Here is a 17,138-nt window from a genome sequence, read left to right on the forward strand (position 1 = left end):
ATTTGTCAAAAATTAGCAATTATGTACGGAAAAATACAAGAACATTTACAAACTGAATTACAAAACATAAAAGATGACGGTCTTTTTAAAGAAGAGCGTATTATCACATCAGCTCAAGGCGCAGAAATCACCTTAAATACTGGTCAGCGTGTTTTAAATTTTTGTGCTAACAACTATTTAGGACTTTCATCTCATCCAGATGTGATACAGGCTGCTAAAGATGTAATGGATACACATGGATTTGGAATGTCATCTGTTCGATTTATTTGTGGAACTCAAGACATTCATAAAACTTTAGAAGCTAAGATTGCAGAATTCTATGGTACTGAAGACACGATTTTATACGCTGCTGCTTTTGATGCTAATGGTGGTGTTTTCGAACCTTTACTTGGAAAAGAAGATGCAATTATTTCAGATGCATTGAACCATGCATCCATTATTGATGGAGTGCGACTATGCAAAGCGGCCAGATATCGTTATAAGAATAATGATATGAAGGATCTGGAACAACAACTTATTGCTGCAAATGAAAATGGTGCACGCTTTAAGATTATTGTAACCGATGGTGTGTTTTCCATGGACGGCTTAGTAGCACCTCTAGATGAAATTTCTGCTTTAGCAGAACAATACGATGCTATGGTTATGATTGATGAATGTCATGCTACAGGGTTTATTGGAGAAACTGGTCGTGGTACACTTGAAGATAAGGGTGTTATGGGTAAAATTGATATCATAACAGGAACCTTAGGTAAGGCACTTGGTGGTGCCATGGGAGGATATACGACAGGAAAAAAGGAAATCATAGAAATGTTGAGACAGCGATCAAGACCTTATTTATTTTCAAATTCTTTAGCACCTGCTATAGTTGGAGCGTCTATTAAAGTTTTTGATATGCTTTCTAATGATACATCACTTAGAGATACTCTAGAAGAAAACACTGCTTATTTCAAAAAAGGGTTAAAAGAAGCCGGTTTTGACATAATTGATGGTGATTCGGCTATTGTACCTGTCATGCTTTACGACGCAAAACTTTCTCAAACTATGGCTAAAATGCTATTGGATGAAGGAATTTATGTAATTGGCTTCTTCTTTCCTGTAGTTCCGAGAGAAAAAGCGAGAATACGAGTTCAACTCTCAGCTGCGCACACAAAAAGCCATTTAGATAAAGCCATAGAAGCCTTTATAAAAGTTGGAAAACGACTAAATATTATTTAAATTGAGTCCAAACTCCCTAAATTTAATGCAACTAATCAATATTTTTATATATTTGTCTTTGTTAATAAAATTTAACAACTTACTTTTGCTTAGAATTAACACTTATAACACTTAAAATTAAAATTATTAGAATATGAAAAATCTTAGCAGATTATTTTTCGTTTTGTTGCTTGCCTTAAGCTTCAATGCTAATGCACAAGATGAAAACAACCCTTGGAAAATTAGTATTGGTGTAAATGCGGTTGACCTTTATCCTGTTGGAGAAGAAGCTCCAAGAGGTGAATTTCTTGACGAATTTTTTAACCTAGAAGATCACTGGAATATTATTCCTTCTTTATCAACTGTGTCTGTTTCTAGATACTTAAGTTCAGGTTTTAGCTTAACAGCAACAGGTTCTATTAACGAAATCACTAAATTTGGTGATACTAAAGTAAATAACTTATCATACTATGCTGTAGATGGTACGGTATCTTACAGTTTTATGAATCTTATAAAGTCTAACAGCATTGATCCTTATTTAGGTGTTGGTGGTGGTTACACTTGGGTTGATGAAATTGGAGCAGGTACTTTTAATGGTGCTTTAGGTATCAACTATTGGTTTAGTGATAACATAGCTTTAACAGCTCAAACAACTTACAAAACTGCTTTTGAAGATTATTTAGAAAATCACTGGCAACACTCAATGGGTATCTCAGTTAAGTTTGGTGGAAAAGACACCGATGGTGATGGTATCTATGATAAAAACGATGCTTGTCCAGATGTTCCTGGTTTAGAAGCATTTAACGGTTGTCCAGATTCTGACAATGATGGTATCGAAGATGCTAAAGATGATTGTCCTAACGAAGCTGGTTTAGCTGAATTTAATGGTTGCCCTGATTCTGATGGAGATGGTGTAGCTGATAAAAATGATGATTGTCCTACAGTAGCAGGTCTTGCAGCTCTTAACGGTTGTCCAGATGCTGATAATGACGGAGTAGCTGACAATGTTGATGATTGTCCTAACGAAGCGGGTCCATCTGCAAACAAAGGATGTCCTTGGCCAGATACTGACGGTGACGGTGTATTAGATAAAGATGATAAATGTCCTAATGAAGCTGGTACTGTAGCTAACAACGGTTGCCCAGAAGTTAATCCTACTGCTGAAGTAATGGAAGAGTTAAATAGCTATGCTAGAACTATCTTATTCAACTCAGGTAAAGCTTCTTTCAAATCAGAGACAGATGCTGTATTACAAGCAATGACTGCGATCTTTAAAGAATACCCAAGAGCTAACTTCTCTATAGAAGGTCATACTGATAGTGATGGTGCAAAATCATCTAACCAAATATTATCTGAAAGAAGAGCTAATGCAGTAAGAGATTACTTAATTGCTAATGGTATTAACGCTGACAGATTAACTGCTAAAGGTTTTGGAGAAGATTATCCAATCGACACAAACAAAACAAGAGCAGGTAAAGCTAATAACAGACGTGTTGAAGTAAAACTTAAAAAATAAGTTTTATTAAACATCACAAATAAGTTTTGAAAAACGCTCCGAAATTCGGAGCGTTTTTTATTTTTATACTATGACAAGTTTTATTAACGACGTAGTGCTCGACCTTCAAAAAAAGAATGTAGAATTCTCTAAATTGACATTCATTTTACCAAGCAAAAGAGCAGGCGTTTTTCTTAAAAGTCATATATCTAATCACCTCAACCAAACTATTTTTGCTCCTTCTATTCTTTCTATTGAGGAATTTGTAGAAACGCTTTCCGACCTCAAATACGCCAACAATACAGAGCTCCTATTTGAGTTTTACAAGGTATATCTTAAACACACACCTAAAGATCAAGTTGAAGCATTTGATACCTTTTCAAAATGGGCTCAAATCCTTCTGCAGGATTTCAATGAAATTGATCGATATCTCGTTCCATCAAAAAAAATCTTTGATTATCTCAATGCTATTAAAGAAATAGAACTTCAACATTGGTCAATCGATGAAAATCAAACAACTTACGTAAAAAACTATCTATTATTCTGGAATCGTTTAAAATTATTTTATTCAGAATTAAACCTTGAGCTGCTTCATAACAAAAAGGGATATCAAGGTCTGGTTTACAGAGAAGCCATTGAAAATCTCGAACAATTTATCGTTTCAAAAACAAATGAAAAATATGTATTTGTTGGTTTTAATGCATTAAACAAAGCTGAGGAAATTATTATACAAGAATTACTTCAGCAAAATTTAGCACATATCTATTGGGACATAGACTCCAAATTTGTTGAGGATAACATTCATGATGCTGGTTTATTTATAAGAGCTCACAAAGCTCGTTGGCGCTATTTTAGAAAAGAACGGTTTAACTGGTTGTCAAACCATTATACTACAACTAAAAATATAACTTGTGTTGGAACACCTAAAAATATTGGCCAAATAAAATATGTCGGAGAATTATTAACGATTCTAAAAGAACAACACATATCCTTTGAACATACAGCAATAGTTTTAGGAGATGAATCCTTACTGATTCCATTACTGAATTCCATCCCTGAAGGTATCGGACCAATAAATATTACAATGGGATTGCCCTTGGGAAGCATCCCTATGGCTTCATTATTTGAAGATCTTTTTAGAATACACAAATCTGACGCACCATTACTTTACTATAAAGATGTGATTTCTATCCTCACAAATCAGTTTGTAAAACCACTTTTCAATATTGAAGGTAATAACATTTCTGACCAAATTATTTATGACATACAGCAAAATAACATGAGTTATTTATCGCTGCATAAACTAGAATTGCTTGCCGACACAAAATCTGATCTTATGGTATTGCTTTTTGGTCCATGGCAAAACAATTCGGAAATAGCCCTAAAAAAATGCGCTCAATTAATTCTGGAAATAAAAAACTCGCTCGATCAAAATAAGACCGAAAATTTATTGGCTTTAGAATATTTATACCGTTTTAATGTCGTTTTCAATGAATTAAATACTTTAAATAATACCTACTCGTATGTAAATAGTATATCGGTACTTTTTGGATTATATAAAGAACTCCTGAAAAGTGAAACCTTAGACTTTAAAGGTGAACCTCTTAAAGGGTTACAAATTATGGGAATGTTAGAGTCACGAGTTCTTGACTTTGATACAGTAATTATCACATCAGTTAATGAAGGTATACTACCAGCTGGTAAAAGCAACAATTCATTTATTCCGTTCGATGTGAAGCTTGAAAATGAGATGCCTACTTATAAAGAAAAAGATGCTGTTTACACCTATCATTTTTACAGGCTATTACAAAGAGCGAAAAATGTACACCTTATTTATAATACGGAGCCTGATGTTTTAAATGGAGGAGAAAAAAGTCGCTTTATAACGCAGCTTGATATTGATGATTCTCATGATATTGTACATTACGTTGTTTCTCCTAAGGTTCCAATAATCAATCAAAATCTGATTGAGATTTCGAAATCACAAAACATAATAAACCAAATAAAACAGTTTTCAAAATCTGGATTTTCACCATCGTCATTAACAAACTATATAAGAAATCCTATAGCCTTCTATTATGAAAAAATATTAGGCATTAAACAATATGAAGATGTTGAAGAAAGCGTAGCTCTAAACACATTAGGAACTATAATTCATAATACGCTTGAAGATTTCTATAAGGCTATCGAAGGTCAATTATTAACTTTAGAGATGATAAAGGAAATGATGACTAAAATAGATGTCACCGTTGGCAAACATTTTAAATCTGAATATAAAGAAGGTGATATTACTAAAGGTAAAAATCTAATCATTTATGAAATCGCGAAACACTATATCTCTAATTTTCTAAAGCTAGAGAAACAAGCTTTAAAAGAAGGAAACACTATCAAAATTATTGCAATTGAAACCGAAAATGAAGTTTCCATAGATATTGAAGGTATAAGCCATCCTATTGTTTTAAAAGGAAAAGTAGATCGTGTAGATAGCTACAATGGTGTCACCAGAATTATAGATTATAAAAGTGGTCGTGTAGATCAAAACAAAGTTGAAATTGTAAACTGGGAGGACATTACAACAGATTACGACAAGTATAGTAAAAGTTTTCAAATATTAATGTACGCCTATATGATGCACCAAGAAGGCAAAATAACATTACCTGTTGAAGCTGGCATCATTTCATTTAAAAAACTAAATTCAGGGTTTATAAAATTTGGTAAAAAGGAGTCTCAAGGTACCAGAACTAAGGATAACTTAATTACTGAAGACACATTATTAGCTTATGAGTTCGAACTTAAAAAACTCATATTAGAAATCTGTAATCCTTCAATTAATTTTGTTGAAAAAGAACTGTAAACATGATTGTAAAACATCAAATCCTTCAAAGAATAGATAATAAACCAATAGTTTGGGATGCTTATTTTAAATCTGATAGTACAAAAAAGCCTCTTGTTATTTTTTGTCATGGTTATAAAGGTTTTAAGGATTGGGGAGCTTGGGACTTAGTTGCAGAAATGTTTAGCGAACAAGATCTGTTTTTTGTGAAATTTAATTTTTCACATAATGGTGGAACAGTCGAAAATCCGATAGATTTTCCTGACCTAGACGCTTTTGCCGAAAACAATTATACCAAAGAGCTTAATGATTTAGATGATATTCTAAATTTTATTTTGTCTGAAAACTTTCCGTACAAAAACATTATTGACACCAAGAACATCACACTTGTTGGCCACTCTCGAGGCGGAGGAATTTCAATCATAAAGGCTTCCGAAGATCAGCGAATTACCTCACTAATTACATGGGCAAGTATAAGCGATTTTGGTTCTCGTTTTGGATCAAATGAAGATATTAGTGCATGGAAATACCATGGCGTGAAATATGTTTTAAATGGGAGAACAAAACAACATATGCCTCATTACTTTCAGTTTTATGACGATTATTTAGCAAATAAAGACCGATTGAATATTAAAAAAGCTACTGAAAACATTAGAATACCACAATTAATTATTCATAGTCTAGAAGACGAAGCTGTAAAGTTTTCTGAAGCTGAAAACTTACATTTATGGAATCCTAAGAGTGACCTTTATAAGATTACCAACTCTAATCATGTTTTTGGAGCTTCTCATCCTTGGGAAAATGTAAAATTACCAAAATCATTAGATTTAGTCGTTCATAAAAGCATTGCATTTATCAAATAAAAATGTGGAGAAGACGGGATTCGAACCCGTGACCTCTTGACTGCCAGTCAAGCACTCTAGCCAACTGAGCTACATCCCCAAATTACTTAAGTCCTTTTAAAACTAATACAGGTAACTTACTGCTAAAATCCTTTTTTAAAATAGTATTGTTTTCCCATTTCTTCATAAAGAATCCGCGTTTACGTCTTACGACACACAATAAATCTGGATTGTTTTCTTTATAATGTTCTAAAACACCTTGATAGGTCGTTACATTTTCAGCAATAGTAGTGTTTGTAATGTGTTTTGCCAAGTTCTCCTTCACATCCAAATCACCTTCAGTATGATAGGTTGTTTTTACAAGAAGTAAATTCAAGACTGCCTTAAATTGATTTTTAATATCCATTAAAGGCGTTAAAGCATCTTCCTTTTTGATTATCGCCGATTTCATGGCCAATAAAATCTTCACAATTGGCTTAAAGGTATACCCTTCAGGCACGATTAAAGCAGGAATATTGGTTTGTTTTACAATCTTACCTGACGTTTTGCCCAAATACACTTCATCTTTTACAGAATTCGTTCTTGGCTCTAAAAGGATTAAATCCACATCTAAAGTTTTACAAGCCAATTCTAAAGTATCAGCAAGCTTCCCTTTAAATACTTTCAAAACTATCTCGACGTTTCTTTGATTAACTTGATTCACATGATTCTTCAAAAATCCTAAGCTCTCACGCTCTATCATTTCATCTACTTTCATCATCGTTCCAGCTTTAGTGTAAACATTATACACTTGAACTACATATAACTTTGCACCAAAAGCATAAGCAAAATCAACTGCGTATTGTAAATGACTTACGGCATTTTTTGATGTACCAACAGGAACTAAAATAGACTTCATAATCAAATATTTAAGGGTAACTTTGTATAAATTTTGGACAAAGATAACTATTAATAATGATTAGAAAAGCAACTCTAAAAGATATTGATACTATAGTAGGAATTACGGAAGCTTGCACTGATGATATGGTTGGCAAACATATATACCAATGGAACGAGAACTATCCAAATAGAACTGCTTTTGAAAATGATGTTACACGAGGTGAACTTTATGTCTTAGAAGTTGAAAGCATAATTATTGGTTGTATGGTTATATCAAGCCTAATAGATGATGAATACCTTCCTGTTTCATGGCTAACTCCAAATCAAAATAATAGTTATATTCATCGATTAGCAATTCGTCCAGACCATCAAGGAAAAGGTTATGCACAGATGCTGATGGATTATGCTGAAACATTTTCAATTGAAAATAACTATGCGTCTATAAGATTAGACACCTTTTCACAGAACCTTAGAAACCAAAAGTTTTACGAACTTCGTGGCTACAAAAAACTGGATTCTATTTATTTTCCAAAGCAAAGTGAACACCCATTTTATTGTTACGAATTGATCCTTTGAAAACAGATATCACATTAAAAAACATCAATAAACTCGCCATTCCTGCTTTAATTGCTGGAGTTGCAGAACCTATTCTGTCGTTAACGGACACAGCCATTATAGGTAACGTTGATTATAATGCTGCCGAATCTTTAGCTGCTGTTGGCATTGTTGGCACTTTTATTTCGATGCTTATTTGGGTTTTAGGGCAAACGAGAAGTGCAATATCATCTATCGTTTCTCAGCATCTTGGTGCCAACAAATTGAACAAAGTAAAAAACTTACCAGCTCAGGCAATCTTTATAATCACATCACTTAGTATCTTAATCATAGTCACCACCTGGCCATTTGCATCTCAAATTTTTAAACTCTATAATGCATCCAATCTTATTTTAGAATATAGTGTAGACTACTACCATATTCGTGTTTTCGGATTTCCATTTACTCTCTTTACTATTGCTATTTTTGGTACGTTTAGAGGGCTTCAAAACACCTATTACCCAATGATTATAGCTATTATTGGAACCATTGTCAATATCATTTTAGATTTCGCTTTGGTATATGGAATTGAAGGCATTGTAAATCCTATGCATATTAAAGGTGCAGCTTATGCAAGTGTGATTGCTCAAGTTACCATGGCATTATGTTCAGCTTACTTCTTGTTGAAAAAGACAGACATTTCATTAAAAGTAACATTTCCATTTAATCCCGAAATCAAAAATTTTGTTTTCATGATTCTTAACTTATTTGTGAGAACCTTAGCGCTTAATGCTACATTATATTTCGCGACTCGTTTTGCAACCTCCTACGGAACGGAATATATTGCAGCTTATACCATTGCCATTAATCTTTGGTTTTTAGGTGCATTTATTATTGATGGATATGCAAGTGCTGGAAACATTCTCTCTGGAAAATATTTAGGTGCTAAAAATTATAAAAAACTGGTTGAGTTAAGTCAGTTTCTAATTAAATGCGGTATCGGTGTCGGAATTATTTTAGCAGTATTAGGCTTAGTCTCATATACTTTTATCGGTTCGGTTTTTACACAAGATCAATTGGTACTAAATGAATTTTATAAGGTATTTTGGATAGTTTTAGCCATGCAACCACTTTGTGCCTTGGCGTTTATTTTTGATGGGATGTTTAAAGGTATGGGTAAAATGAAATTTTTAAGAAATCTATTGTTATTATCTACAGGACTGGTGTTTATTCCTGTGCTGTTTTGGTTAGACAGTTTCGACCTAAAACTCTATGCTATATTTATTGCTTTAACATTGTGGATCATCGCCAGAGGAATTCCCCTAATTATAAAATTTAGGCAACAATTTTTATCGCTTTCCCAAAAAACGTAACTTTAAACCATAATTTAAGTCCGTATGAATGTGCGTTTAATATCCCTGTTTCAAAATTCTGAGCCTTACGAGTCTGGTTACAATGTTGGTTATGCCATTGGACAGAATCTACCTTACATCATTATTTTAGTTTTAGCGTTCTTTGTGTTTCGCTATTTTAAAAATAAATCTAAAAAATAGTCTATGGATATCATGTCATTTATGAGTGGAAGTGGTTTATTCCTTATTTTAGGAATTGTACTAGTTGTTGTTTATTTCATCAATCGAAATAAAAGACGCTAATTACCTTGTTTTTAACCATCCTGTAATACTTAAACGTTCAGTTTCTACAGGTTTTACTTCGTGTTCGATGATTTGACTTTCGAAAATTACAATTCGTCCCGGAAACGGATAAATTACGTTTTCAGTCTCTATACCATTATCGTTTAAATATAACACTAGTTCACCTCCATTTTCTGGTTTCCAGTCTTCTTCGTTTAAATAACAAACGATTGAAAGTTTTCGCCTGTCGTCATTTATAAACGTATCAATATGACGCTTATAAAATGTGTCTTTGGGATATAATGCATAGTGAAACTCTTTCTGTAAAATTCCCATAAAACATGTTTTATTGAGATAAGTAACCAAATCATTGATTCTATCAAAAAAGAGAAGTTCTGCATCATTAGAAAGTGTTTCATCAATCCATAAAATTTGATCACCTCTAATCGACTTTATGATAGTCTCATTAAGTCGGTTTCCGATAGCTGCTTTTTTAAAACGGTCTGCCTCATGTTTCTCAAGTAGGGATTGTCGCAATTTAAAAACGGTTTCTGAAGGAAAAAAATCGTCAATAATACTATAGTTTTTTAAACTAATATCATTGATAATTTGTTCATAAACTGGGTTTTCGAGGAAAGGTATATTCTCAAAAAGCTCATTTGGCAACAGTTTAATCATTTGATTATCATTGTTATAAATTCGCTTTTTTAGTTAAAAGCCAGCAAATGTAATCTAAAATCTGATTGCTTTTACAAAATGAATATCTTTGTAGTGAAAATAAACTTTAGATGAGTAACATTCGCATTACAAAACAGTTCTCTTTTGAAACAGGTCATGCCTTGTACGGTTATGACGGAAAATGTAAAAATGTTCACGGACATAGTTACAGATTAGACGTAACTGTTATTGGCACACCTATTTCAGATACTTCCAATGTTAAATTCGGAATGGTTATCGATTTTAGTGACCTTAAAAAAATAGTAAAGGAGGAAATTGTTGACGTCTTCGATCATGCAACTGTGTTTAATAAAAACACACCACATGTTGAACTGGCAAAAGAATTAAAAGAAAGAGATCACAATGTGCTGCTTGTAGATTATCAACCTACCAGTGAGATGATGGTCATTGATTTTGCTGAAAAAATAAAGAAAAGATTACCCAAAAATATTCAGCTACACTCTTTAAAATTGCAAGAAACAGCAACCTCTTATGCTCAGTGGTTTGCTTCAGATAATGACTAAACCAACGCACATAAAAATTCCACAAGGCAAATTCATCTATTTTGCTTCAGACAATCATTTGGGAGCGCCAACCATGGAGGCTTCTCTGCCTCGTGAAAAGAAATTTGTTGCCTGGTTAGACGAAGTGAAAAAAGATGCTGCAGCCATTTTTTTATTAGGTGATTTATTCGATTTCTGGTTTGAATACGGTACCGTTGTCCCAAAAGGTTTTGTTAGAACTTTAGGAAAACTTGCTGAAATTAGCGATTCAGGCATTCCAATTTATTTCTTTGTTGGAAACCACGACTTATGGATGAATGGCTATTTTGAAACCGAACTCAATATCCCTGTATTCCATAAACCAAAAGAATTTATCTTTAACGAGACCTCGTTTTACATTGCTCATGGAGATGGTTTAGGGCCTTTCGACAAAGGGTATAAACGTATGAAAAAAGTGTTTACTAACCCTGTTTTTAAATTCTTATTTAAATGGATGCATCCAGATATTGGAATGAGAGTTGCACAATACCTTTCCGTTAAAAACAAGCTGATATCTGGCGAACATGATGCCACATATTTAGGCGCTGATAAAGAATGGCTCATTCAATATAGTAGTTCAAAATTAAAAGAAGCACATCGCGACTTTTTTGTGTATGGACATCGTCACTTACCTATGACAGTAGATTTAGAAAACAATTCAAAGTATGTGAATCTTGGGGATTGGATTCAATATTTTACCTATGGTGTTTTTGATGGCGAAAGTTTTGAGTTGAAGACCTTCAATTAAATGCTTTATGTCGTTCTGAAGGACAAACAACTGTCAATCTAAATAAAATCAGGAAAACAACTGAAAAATAGTTAGATTAAAAGGGACCCCTAATCTTTTTCGTGCTCTTCTAAGTCCTTCGCTAAATCTAATCTTCGGAAAGATGGTGACACAAAAGCTGTAGTTACAACTGTAATCAGCGTCATAGTTCCTCCAAAAACAACTGCTGTCGCTGTTCCCATTATTTTAGCTGTTAATCCACTTTCAAAAGCACCAAGCTCATTAGATGATCCAACAAACATCGAATTTACCGAAGATACGCGACCTCGCATATGATCTGGTGTTTTAAGTTGTAATATTGTTTGACGAATAACCATCGAAACACCATCGAAAACTCCACTTAAGAATAAAGCTACTACAGACATCCAAAAGACAGTCGATAATCCGAAAGCAATAATACTTAATCCAAAACCAAAAACAGCAACCAACAACTTTAACCCCGCTTTTTTCACAATTGGAATATAGGCTGTTACTAACATTGTTAAAAATGAGCCAACATTTGGTGCTGCTACTAAAATTCCGAAACCTTCCGGACCAGCATCCAAAATATCGGTTGCAAAAACAGCAGCTAAAGCAATTGCTCCTCCAAATAAAACTGAAATCATATCTAAGGTAAGAGCCCCTAAAATAGCCTTTGTTTTAAACACAAAGTTGACACCTTCCTTTAAACTTTTCATAACAGGTTCGCCGATATTGGGATTTAAAATAGGTTTTCTTTTCACTTGAAACAACATGAGTAATGAAAACATCACCAAGCCAAAAACGATACATAGTGACCAATGTACTCCCATTTGTTCGTTTTCGCCCAGCCATCCTATTGAAAAACCAGCAAAAGTAACACCTAATACTCGAGCCATTTGCCATGTAGAACTATTCCAGGTTGCTGCATTCGGATATACTTTCTTCGGAACAATGAGTGCTACTAATGAAAATATTGAAGGTCCGAAAAACGAGCGTAATAGTCCACCAAAAAATACCAAGGCATAAATAGCATATAAAATATGTTTTACAGACCAGGTTGCTGAAACTTCAGGTGATGTAATCCAAAACAGTGCAAAGCTTATGATTGAAAATAGAGCAATACAAACTGCAAGGAGATTCCGCTTTTCTTTTTGGTCGACGATATGCCCTGCAAACAAAGCCATACCTAGTGCTGGAATAATTTCCATAAGTCCGATTAAACCAATATACAAGGGATCTTTTGTAAGTGCATATACCTGCCATTCGATGATTACAAATTGCATCGACCAGGCAAACACTAAGGCGAAACGAACTAATATAAACATATTGAATTCTCTGTATCGCAACGCTGCGTAAGGATCTTGTTTCGCCATAGTTAAGCTTTAATATCTCTGATTTTTAATTGCAGACTAACATTGCCTTGCCAATGATTTTCATCTATGGAGTACACAGCCTTAAACGGTTTTTTATCTTTAATTAAGCTTAGTTTATCTCCTAAATTGAAAGCAATTCCAACTATATGTTGCTGCCCTTGACGAACCGTTAATCTTAGGTGTTTATCATCCTCTCCAACACATTTTCCGTAACCTGTATCCTTTAAATTTTCAGTCATAAAAATTGGCGTCATATTTCCTGGTCCGAAAGGTGCAAACTGACGAATGATTCGGTAAAATTTAGGTGTAATATCGCTGAGTTCAATTTGTTCATCAATTTTAATTTCTGGCGTGAGTAAACTTCGGTCTATGGTTTTAGAAACCTCATCTTCAAAAGCCTGTTTGAAAGCTTCGTAATTTTCTTCTTTCAGCGTTAAACCAGCCGCATATTTATGGCCTCCAAACTGCTCTATGTGTTCACTACAGGCTTCCAAAGCATTATACACATCAAAACCTTTTACCGAACGTGCTGAAGCTGCTAGCTTATCGCCACTTTTAGTAAACACCAATGTGGGTCTGTAATACGTTTCAGTCAATCGTGAAGCTACAATACCAATAACACCTTTATGCCAGGATTCGTGGTATACCACAGAGGTTAATCTATCTTCTTCTTTATTTTCCAGAATTTGCTCTAAAGCTTCTTCAGTAATACGTTGATCAGCTTCTCGCCTGTCAAGATTGAATATGTTAATTTCTTTAGCGTAAGCTTCCGCTAAAAACTCGTCGGTTTCAGTTAATAAAGTTACAGCGTAATTACCATGTTTCATTCGACCAGCAGCATTAATTCTAGGAGCCACAATAAACACAACATCTGTAATAGTCAGTTCGTCTTTTTTTACTTCAGAAATAAGCGCTTTAATACCAGGTCTAGGATGAGTATTGATGACTTGCAATCCGAAATATGCTAAAGCTCGATTTTCTCCAGTAATGGGAACGATATCTGCTCCAATAGCAGTCGCGACTAAATCTAAATAATCTGCTAAATCTTCAGCCGTGAGACCTTCTTTTGAAGCCAAAGCCTGAATTAATTTAAATCCAACGCCACAACCACATAATTCTTTATAAGGATACTCACAATCCTCTCGTTTCGGATCTAAAACAGCTATGGCTTTTGGTAATTCGGTTCCTGGTCGATGATGATCACAGATGATAAAATCGATACCTTTTTTAGTAGCATAAGCAACTTTGTCAATAGCTTTTACGCCACAATCTAAAGCTATAATTAGTGTAAACTCGTTGTCATGCGCAAAATCAATGCCTTTAAAAGACACGCCATAACCTTCATCGTAGCGATCTGGAATATAAGTTGCGATACGTTCAGATTTAGTTTTCAAATAGGATGAAAGTAATGCTACAGAAGTGGTTCCATCAACATCATAATCACCATACACTAAAATATTCTCTTGGTTTGCTAAAGCTTTTTCTATTCGAGATACAGCCAAATCCATATCTTTCATTAGAAACGGATCATGTAAATCATTTAAACTCGGTCTGAAAAATGTTTTAGCAGCTTCATACGTTTCGATACCACGTTGAATTAACAGCGTTGCAACTGCAGGATCTACCTGAAGCGCTTTTTGTAAGTCTTCAACAGTTTTTGTATCTGGTTTTGGTTTTAGAGTCCAACGCATAAATTGGTAAAAATGAAATTATACTATTATTCAGAATGTAGTAGAGAACCTATAATTGGTTTCGACTGCGATCAAACTGACAACAACGCTATCAACAGTTTACTAATATAGAAAATTTTCGCTAAATATTATGATAATGAATAGATGTTTTTACTTCTGCAAATCTCCTAAACATTTCCATCACACCACAATATTTTTCAATAGAAAGATCTACGGCTTTTTTAATCTTATCCTCATCTAACTGGTCACCATAAAAATGGTATTCAACAGAAACTGTATGGTAATATTTGGGATGTTCCTCTGTTAACTCACCATAGGTATCAATTCTAAAATCTGAAAAGGACACTTTCATTTTCTTTAAAATAGACACCACATCTAATCCTGAACAACCAGCCAACGACGATAACATCATTGCTTTAGGAGCTAATCCGGAATTGTAACCACCATTTTCAGGTGAAGTATCCATGAGTAATGTTTTTCCACTTGGATTATCAGAATCAAACTGTAAATTTCCTTTCCAGTGTGTGACTACTTTATGAGACATAGTTTTAAAAAATTAAGTTAGAAGTCGCTTAAGTAATTATATATTATCTTAGTCAAAAATACTACTAAAAAACTCAAATTTCTATTCCATATGGCATTAGTTACACCATTATCAGCAGAGCACGATCCGGAAACAAAACAACTCGCAGAATTCTTTAATGAAACCCTTGGCTTTTGTCCGAATTCTGTACTAACCATGCAAAGACGTCCTGCTATTAGTAAAGCCTTTATTAACTTAAACAAAGCGGTAATGGCTAATGAAGGTCGTGTGACTTCAGCTTTAAAACGAATGATTGCCTGGGTAAGTAGTAATGCGACTGGTTGTCGTTATTGTCAGGCACACGCTATTAGAGCTGCAGAACGTTATGGCGCAGAACAAGTACAACTGGATAATATCTGGGACTATAGAACACACTCGGCATTTTCTGAAGCCGAACGTGCAGCTCTAGATTTCAGTTTAGCAGCTTCACAAGTTCCTAATGCGGTGAATGCAGACATTAAAAAACGTTTATACGAGCATTGGGATGAAGGTGAAATTGTAGAAATGCTTGGTGTGATTTCATTATTTGGTTACCTCAATCGCTGGAATGATTCTATGGGAACAACTATGGAAGAAGGCGCCATTGAAAGCGGTAATCAGTTTCTTGGGAAACATGGTTTTGAAGTTGGGAAACATGATGGATCGCTTTATTAGATTGCTTATATATTTTAAAGCTATAGCTGATTATGAAAATATAGATGCTTCGCTACGCTCTGAATGACTAGCATTAATACAAAACTTAAATTACATTTTGAACCATTTTCTTCAACTCAGGCAAAACCTCCTTATCAAACCAAGGATTCTTTGTGAGCCAAAAACGGTTTCTCGGACTAGGATGTGGTAACACGAAATGGTCAGGTAAATAGGTTTTATAATTGGCAACCGTTTCGGTTAATGTTCGTTTGGCTCTCTCTTTTAAATAATATTTTTGAGCATACATCCCAATTAATATTACCAATTCTACATGATTCATTTCATTAAATAAAGGCTGATGCCATTGTGGTGCACATTCTGGTCTTGGTGGCAAATCACCACTCTTTCCTTTTCCTGGATAACAAAATCCCATGGGAACAATCGCAAACTTCGTCTCGTCATAAAACTCCTCTTCAGATACATTTAACCATTTTCGCAATTGCTTTCCAGAAGCGTCATCCCATGGAATTCCTGATGCATGGACTTTGGTTCCAGGCGCCTGACCAATAATCACAATTTTAGATTCTGGATGTGCTGTTGCCACTGGTCGTGGACCTAAAGGAAGATATTGTTTGCAGATTTGACATTGTCGTATGTTGTGTAGTAATGCTTCCATTTAACTTTAGTAAATTAAGACACTTCAACTGCGCTCAGTGTGACAGTTGCATAACTATTTTTTACCACCAACCACAATCACAATTTCACCTTTTGGAGGTTTATTGGTATAATAATCTAGGACTTCTTTCGCTGTGCCTCTTATGGTTTCCTCATAGAGTTTGGTTAATTCTCGCGATACAGAGACTGGCCTGTCTTCACCAAAATATTCACAAAAGTTAGCTAAGGTTTTTAACAGCTTGTGCGGACTTTCATAAAAAATGATGGTTCGAGGTTCTTCAGCTAATAGCAGTAATCGCGTTTGACGTCCTTTCTTAACTGGAAGAAAGCCTTCAAACACAAACTTGTCATTAGGCAATCCGGAATTCACCAATGCTGGTACAAAAGCAGTTGCTCCTGGCAAACATTCAACCTCAATATCATTTTCAACGCAAGCTCTGGTTAATAAAAAACCAGGATCTGAAATAGCAGGTGTCCCAGCATCACTAATGAGTGCAATTGACAATCCGCTTTTAAGTTTCTGAATTAACCCTTCAACCATTTTGTGTTCATTATGCATGTGATGACTTTGCATGTGTGTACCAATTTCAAAATACTTAAGAAGTTTTCCTGAAGTACGTGTGTCTTCAGCAAGAATTAAATCGACGTTTTTAAGAACCTCAACAGCTCTAAAAGTCATATCTTTTAAATTTCCTATAGGAGTCGGAACAATATAGAGTTTAGACATTATCATTTTGATTGTTTTCAAATTTACAATCTTTAGTC

16 protein-coding genes and 1 tRNA gene are annotated in these 17,138 nt (G+C 34.4%); 9 read left to right on the plus strand and 8 right to left on the minus strand.

Annotated features, from left to right (window positions below):
- The first annotated feature begins 21 nt into the window (after positions 1–21).
- From kbl to TD18_RS11455, 4 genes are all read left to right on the plus strand, one after another.
- Positions 22–1,215, plus strand: a complete 1,194-nt coding sequence (gene kbl / locus TD18_RS11440; RefSeq protein WP_040252671.1) for a glycine C-acetyltransferase — start codon at positions 22–24, stop codon at positions 1,213–1,215.
- A gap of 133 nt (positions 1,216–1,348) precedes the next feature.
- Positions 1,349–2,710 carry an OmpA family protein gene (locus tag TD18_RS11445; RefSeq protein ID WP_040252672.1) on the plus strand — a complete coding sequence of 454 codons (1,362 nt, stop codon included), beginning with the start codon at positions 1,349–1,351 and terminating at the stop codon, positions 2,708–2,710.
- A 70-nt stretch (positions 2,711–2,780) separates the two neighbouring features.
- Positions 2,781–5,543 carry a PD-(D/E)XK nuclease family protein gene (locus tag TD18_RS11450; protein ID WP_040252673.1) on the plus strand — a complete coding sequence of 921 codons (2,763 nt, stop codon included), beginning with the start codon at positions 2,781–2,783 and terminating at the stop codon, positions 5,541–5,543.
- A gap of 2 nt (positions 5,544–5,545) precedes the next feature.
- Positions 5,546–6,385, plus strand: a complete 840-nt coding sequence (locus tag TD18_RS11455) for an alpha/beta hydrolase family protein (protein WP_040252675.1) — start codon at positions 5,546–5,548, stop codon at positions 6,383–6,385.
- 5 nt (positions 6,386–6,390) lie between these two features.
- Here TD18_RS11455 and TD18_RS11460 read toward each other — a convergent pair.
- Positions 6,391–6,464: transfer RNA gene (locus TD18_RS11460), tRNA-Ala, on the minus strand.
- 3 nt (positions 6,465–6,467) lie between these two features.
- Positions 6,468–7,262, minus strand: a complete 795-nt coding sequence (locus TD18_RS11465) for a universal stress protein (RefSeq protein WP_040252677.1) — start codon at positions 7,260–7,262, stop codon at positions 6,468–6,470.
- 56 nt (positions 7,263–7,318) lie between these two features.
- On the opposite strand from TD18_RS11465, the gene TD18_RS11470 reads away from it, so the two are divergent.
- Positions 7,319–7,819 (plus strand): GNAT family N-acetyltransferase, encoded by a 501-nt coding sequence (locus TD18_RS11470; protein ID WP_040252679.1) that lies wholly within the window; start codon positions 7,319–7,321, stop codon positions 7,817–7,819.
- Entirely contained in the window at positions 7,816–9,150 is a 1,335-nt protein-coding gene (locus tag TD18_RS11475; RefSeq protein WP_040253012.1) for an MATE family efflux transporter, read from the plus strand. Before TD18_RS11470 ends, TD18_RS11475 begins: the two co-directional genes overlap by 4 nt.
- A gap of 282 nt (positions 9,151–9,432) precedes the next feature.
- On the opposite strand, the gene TD18_RS11480 is transcribed toward TD18_RS11475, so the two are convergent.
- A complete protein-coding gene (locus tag TD18_RS11480; protein ID WP_040252681.1) occupies positions 9,433–10,089 on the minus strand; it encodes a 2OG-Fe(II) oxygenase in 657 nt (218 codons plus the stop codon).
- 110 nt (positions 10,090–10,199) lie between these two features.
- On the opposite strand from TD18_RS11480, the gene TD18_RS11485 reads away from it, so the two are divergent.
- Together TD18_RS11485 and TD18_RS11490 are read left to right on the plus strand one after the other, a co-directional pair.
- Positions 10,200–10,652, plus strand: a complete 453-nt coding sequence (locus TD18_RS11485; protein WP_040252682.1) for a 6-pyruvoyl trahydropterin synthase family protein — start codon at positions 10,200–10,202, stop codon at positions 10,650–10,652.
- Positions 10,645–11,418 carry a UDP-2,3-diacylglucosamine diphosphatase gene (locus TD18_RS11490; protein ID WP_394330405.1) on the plus strand — a complete coding sequence of 258 codons (774 nt, stop codon included), beginning with the start codon at positions 10,645–10,647 and terminating at the stop codon, positions 11,416–11,418. Before TD18_RS11485 ends, TD18_RS11490 begins: the two co-directional genes overlap by 8 nt.
- Positions 11,419–11,507: 89 nt before the next feature.
- Here the strand turns inward: TD18_RS11490 and TD18_RS11495 are convergent, their stop codons facing one another.
- The 3 genes from TD18_RS11495 to TD18_RS11505 all read right to left on the minus strand — a co-directional run bounded on the left by TD18_RS11495 (position 11,508) and on the right by TD18_RS11505 (position 15,026).
- Positions 11,508–12,791 carry an MFS transporter gene (locus TD18_RS11495; RefSeq protein ID WP_040252683.1) on the minus strand — a complete coding sequence of 428 codons (1,284 nt, stop codon included), beginning with the start codon at positions 12,789–12,791 and terminating at the stop codon, positions 11,508–11,510.
- Positions 12,792–12,793: 2 nt separating this feature from the next.
- Positions 12,794–14,482, minus strand: a complete 1,689-nt coding sequence (gene recJ, locus TD18_RS11500; RefSeq protein WP_040252684.1) for a single-stranded-DNA-specific exonuclease RecJ — start codon at positions 14,480–14,482, stop codon at positions 12,794–12,796.
- Between the two features lie 121 nt (positions 14,483–14,603).
- Positions 14,604–15,026 carry an OsmC family protein gene (locus tag TD18_RS11505; RefSeq protein WP_040252686.1) on the minus strand — a complete coding sequence of 141 codons (423 nt, stop codon included), beginning with the start codon at positions 15,024–15,026 and terminating at the stop codon, positions 14,604–14,606.
- A gap of 90 nt (positions 15,027–15,116) precedes the next feature.
- Here TD18_RS11505 and TD18_RS11510 point away from each other — a divergent pair, with 90 nt between their 5' ends.
- The gene (locus tag TD18_RS11510; protein ID WP_040252688.1) at positions 15,117–15,719 is read left to right on the plus strand and encodes a carboxymuconolactone decarboxylase family protein; all 603 of its coding nucleotides are present in this window, start codon (positions 15,117–15,119) and stop codon (positions 15,717–15,719) included.
- An 85-nt stretch (positions 15,720–15,804) separates the two neighbouring features.
- On the opposite strand, the gene TD18_RS11515 is transcribed toward TD18_RS11510, so the two are convergent.
- Together TD18_RS11515 and rsmI are read right to left on the minus strand one after the other, a co-directional pair.
- A complete protein-coding gene (locus tag TD18_RS11515; protein WP_040252690.1) occupies positions 15,805–16,374 on the minus strand; it encodes a uracil-DNA glycosylase family protein in 570 nt (189 codons plus the stop codon).
- A 54-nt stretch (positions 16,375–16,428) separates the two neighbouring features.
- Positions 16,429–17,100 carry a 16S rRNA (cytidine(1402)-2'-O)-methyltransferase gene (gene rsmI / locus TD18_RS11520; RefSeq protein WP_040252691.1) on the minus strand — a complete coding sequence of 224 codons (672 nt, stop codon included), beginning with the start codon at positions 17,098–17,100 and terminating at the stop codon, positions 16,429–16,431.
- Positions 17,101–17,138 lie beyond the last annotated feature (38 nt).

The organism is Psychroserpens mesophilus (assembly GCF_000826645.1).
Classification (GTDB): Bacteria; Bacteroidota; Bacteroidia; order Flavobacteriales; family Flavobacteriaceae; genus Psychroserpens; species Psychroserpens mesophilus.

Excerpts from the sequence above, each read along its gene's own strand:
- kbl (WP_040252671.1), top strand. The coding sequence starts at position 22 with ATGTACGGAAAAATACAAGAACATTTACAAACTGAATTACAAAACATA.
- TD18_RS11445 (WP_040252672.1), top strand. The coding sequence starts at position 1,349 with ATGAAAAATCTTAGCAGATTATTTTTCGTTTTGTTGCTTGCCTTAAGC.
- TD18_RS11450 (WP_040252673.1), top strand. The coding sequence starts at position 2,781 with ATGACAAGTTTTATTAACGACGTAGTGCTCGACCTTCAAAAAAAGAAT.
- TD18_RS11455 (WP_040252675.1), top strand. The coding sequence starts at position 5,546 with ATGATTGTAAAACATCAAATCCTTCAAAGAATAGATAATAAACCAATA.
- TD18_RS11465 (WP_040252677.1), bottom strand. The coding sequence starts at position 7,262 with ATGAAGTCTATTTTAGTTCCTGTTGGTACATCAAAAAATGCCGTAAGT.
- TD18_RS11470 (WP_040252679.1), top strand. The coding sequence starts at position 7,319 with ATGATTAGAAAAGCAACTCTAAAAGATATTGATACTATAGTAGGAATT.
- TD18_RS11480 (WP_040252681.1), bottom strand. The coding sequence starts at position 10,089 with ATGATTAAACTGTTGCCAAATGAGCTTTTTGAGAATATACCTTTCCTC.
- TD18_RS11485 (WP_040252682.1), top strand. The coding sequence starts at position 10,200 with ATGAGTAACATTCGCATTACAAAACAGTTCTCTTTTGAAACAGGTCAT.
- TD18_RS11490 (WP_394330405.1), top strand. The coding sequence starts at position 10,645 with ATGACTAAACCAACGCACATAAAAATTCCACAAGGCAAATTCATCTAT.
- TD18_RS11495 (WP_040252683.1), bottom strand. The coding sequence starts at position 12,791 with ATGGCGAAACAAGATCCTTACGCAGCGTTGCGATACAGAGAATTCAAT.
- recJ (WP_040252684.1), bottom strand. The coding sequence starts at position 14,482 with ATGCGTTGGACTCTAAAACCAAAACCAGATACAAAAACTGTTGAAGAC.
- TD18_RS11505 (WP_040252686.1), bottom strand. The coding sequence starts at position 15,026 with ATGTCTCATAAAGTAGTCACACACTGGAAAGGAAATTTACAGTTTGAT.
- TD18_RS11510 (WP_040252688.1), top strand. The coding sequence starts at position 15,117 with ATGGCATTAGTTACACCATTATCAGCAGAGCACGATCCGGAAACAAAA.
- TD18_RS11515 (WP_040252690.1), bottom strand. The coding sequence starts at position 16,374 with ATGGAAGCATTACTACACAACATACGACAATGTCAAATCTGCAAACAA.
- rsmI (WP_040252691.1), bottom strand. The coding sequence starts at position 17,100 with ATGTCTAAACTCTATATTGTTCCGACTCCTATAGGAAATTTAAAAGAT.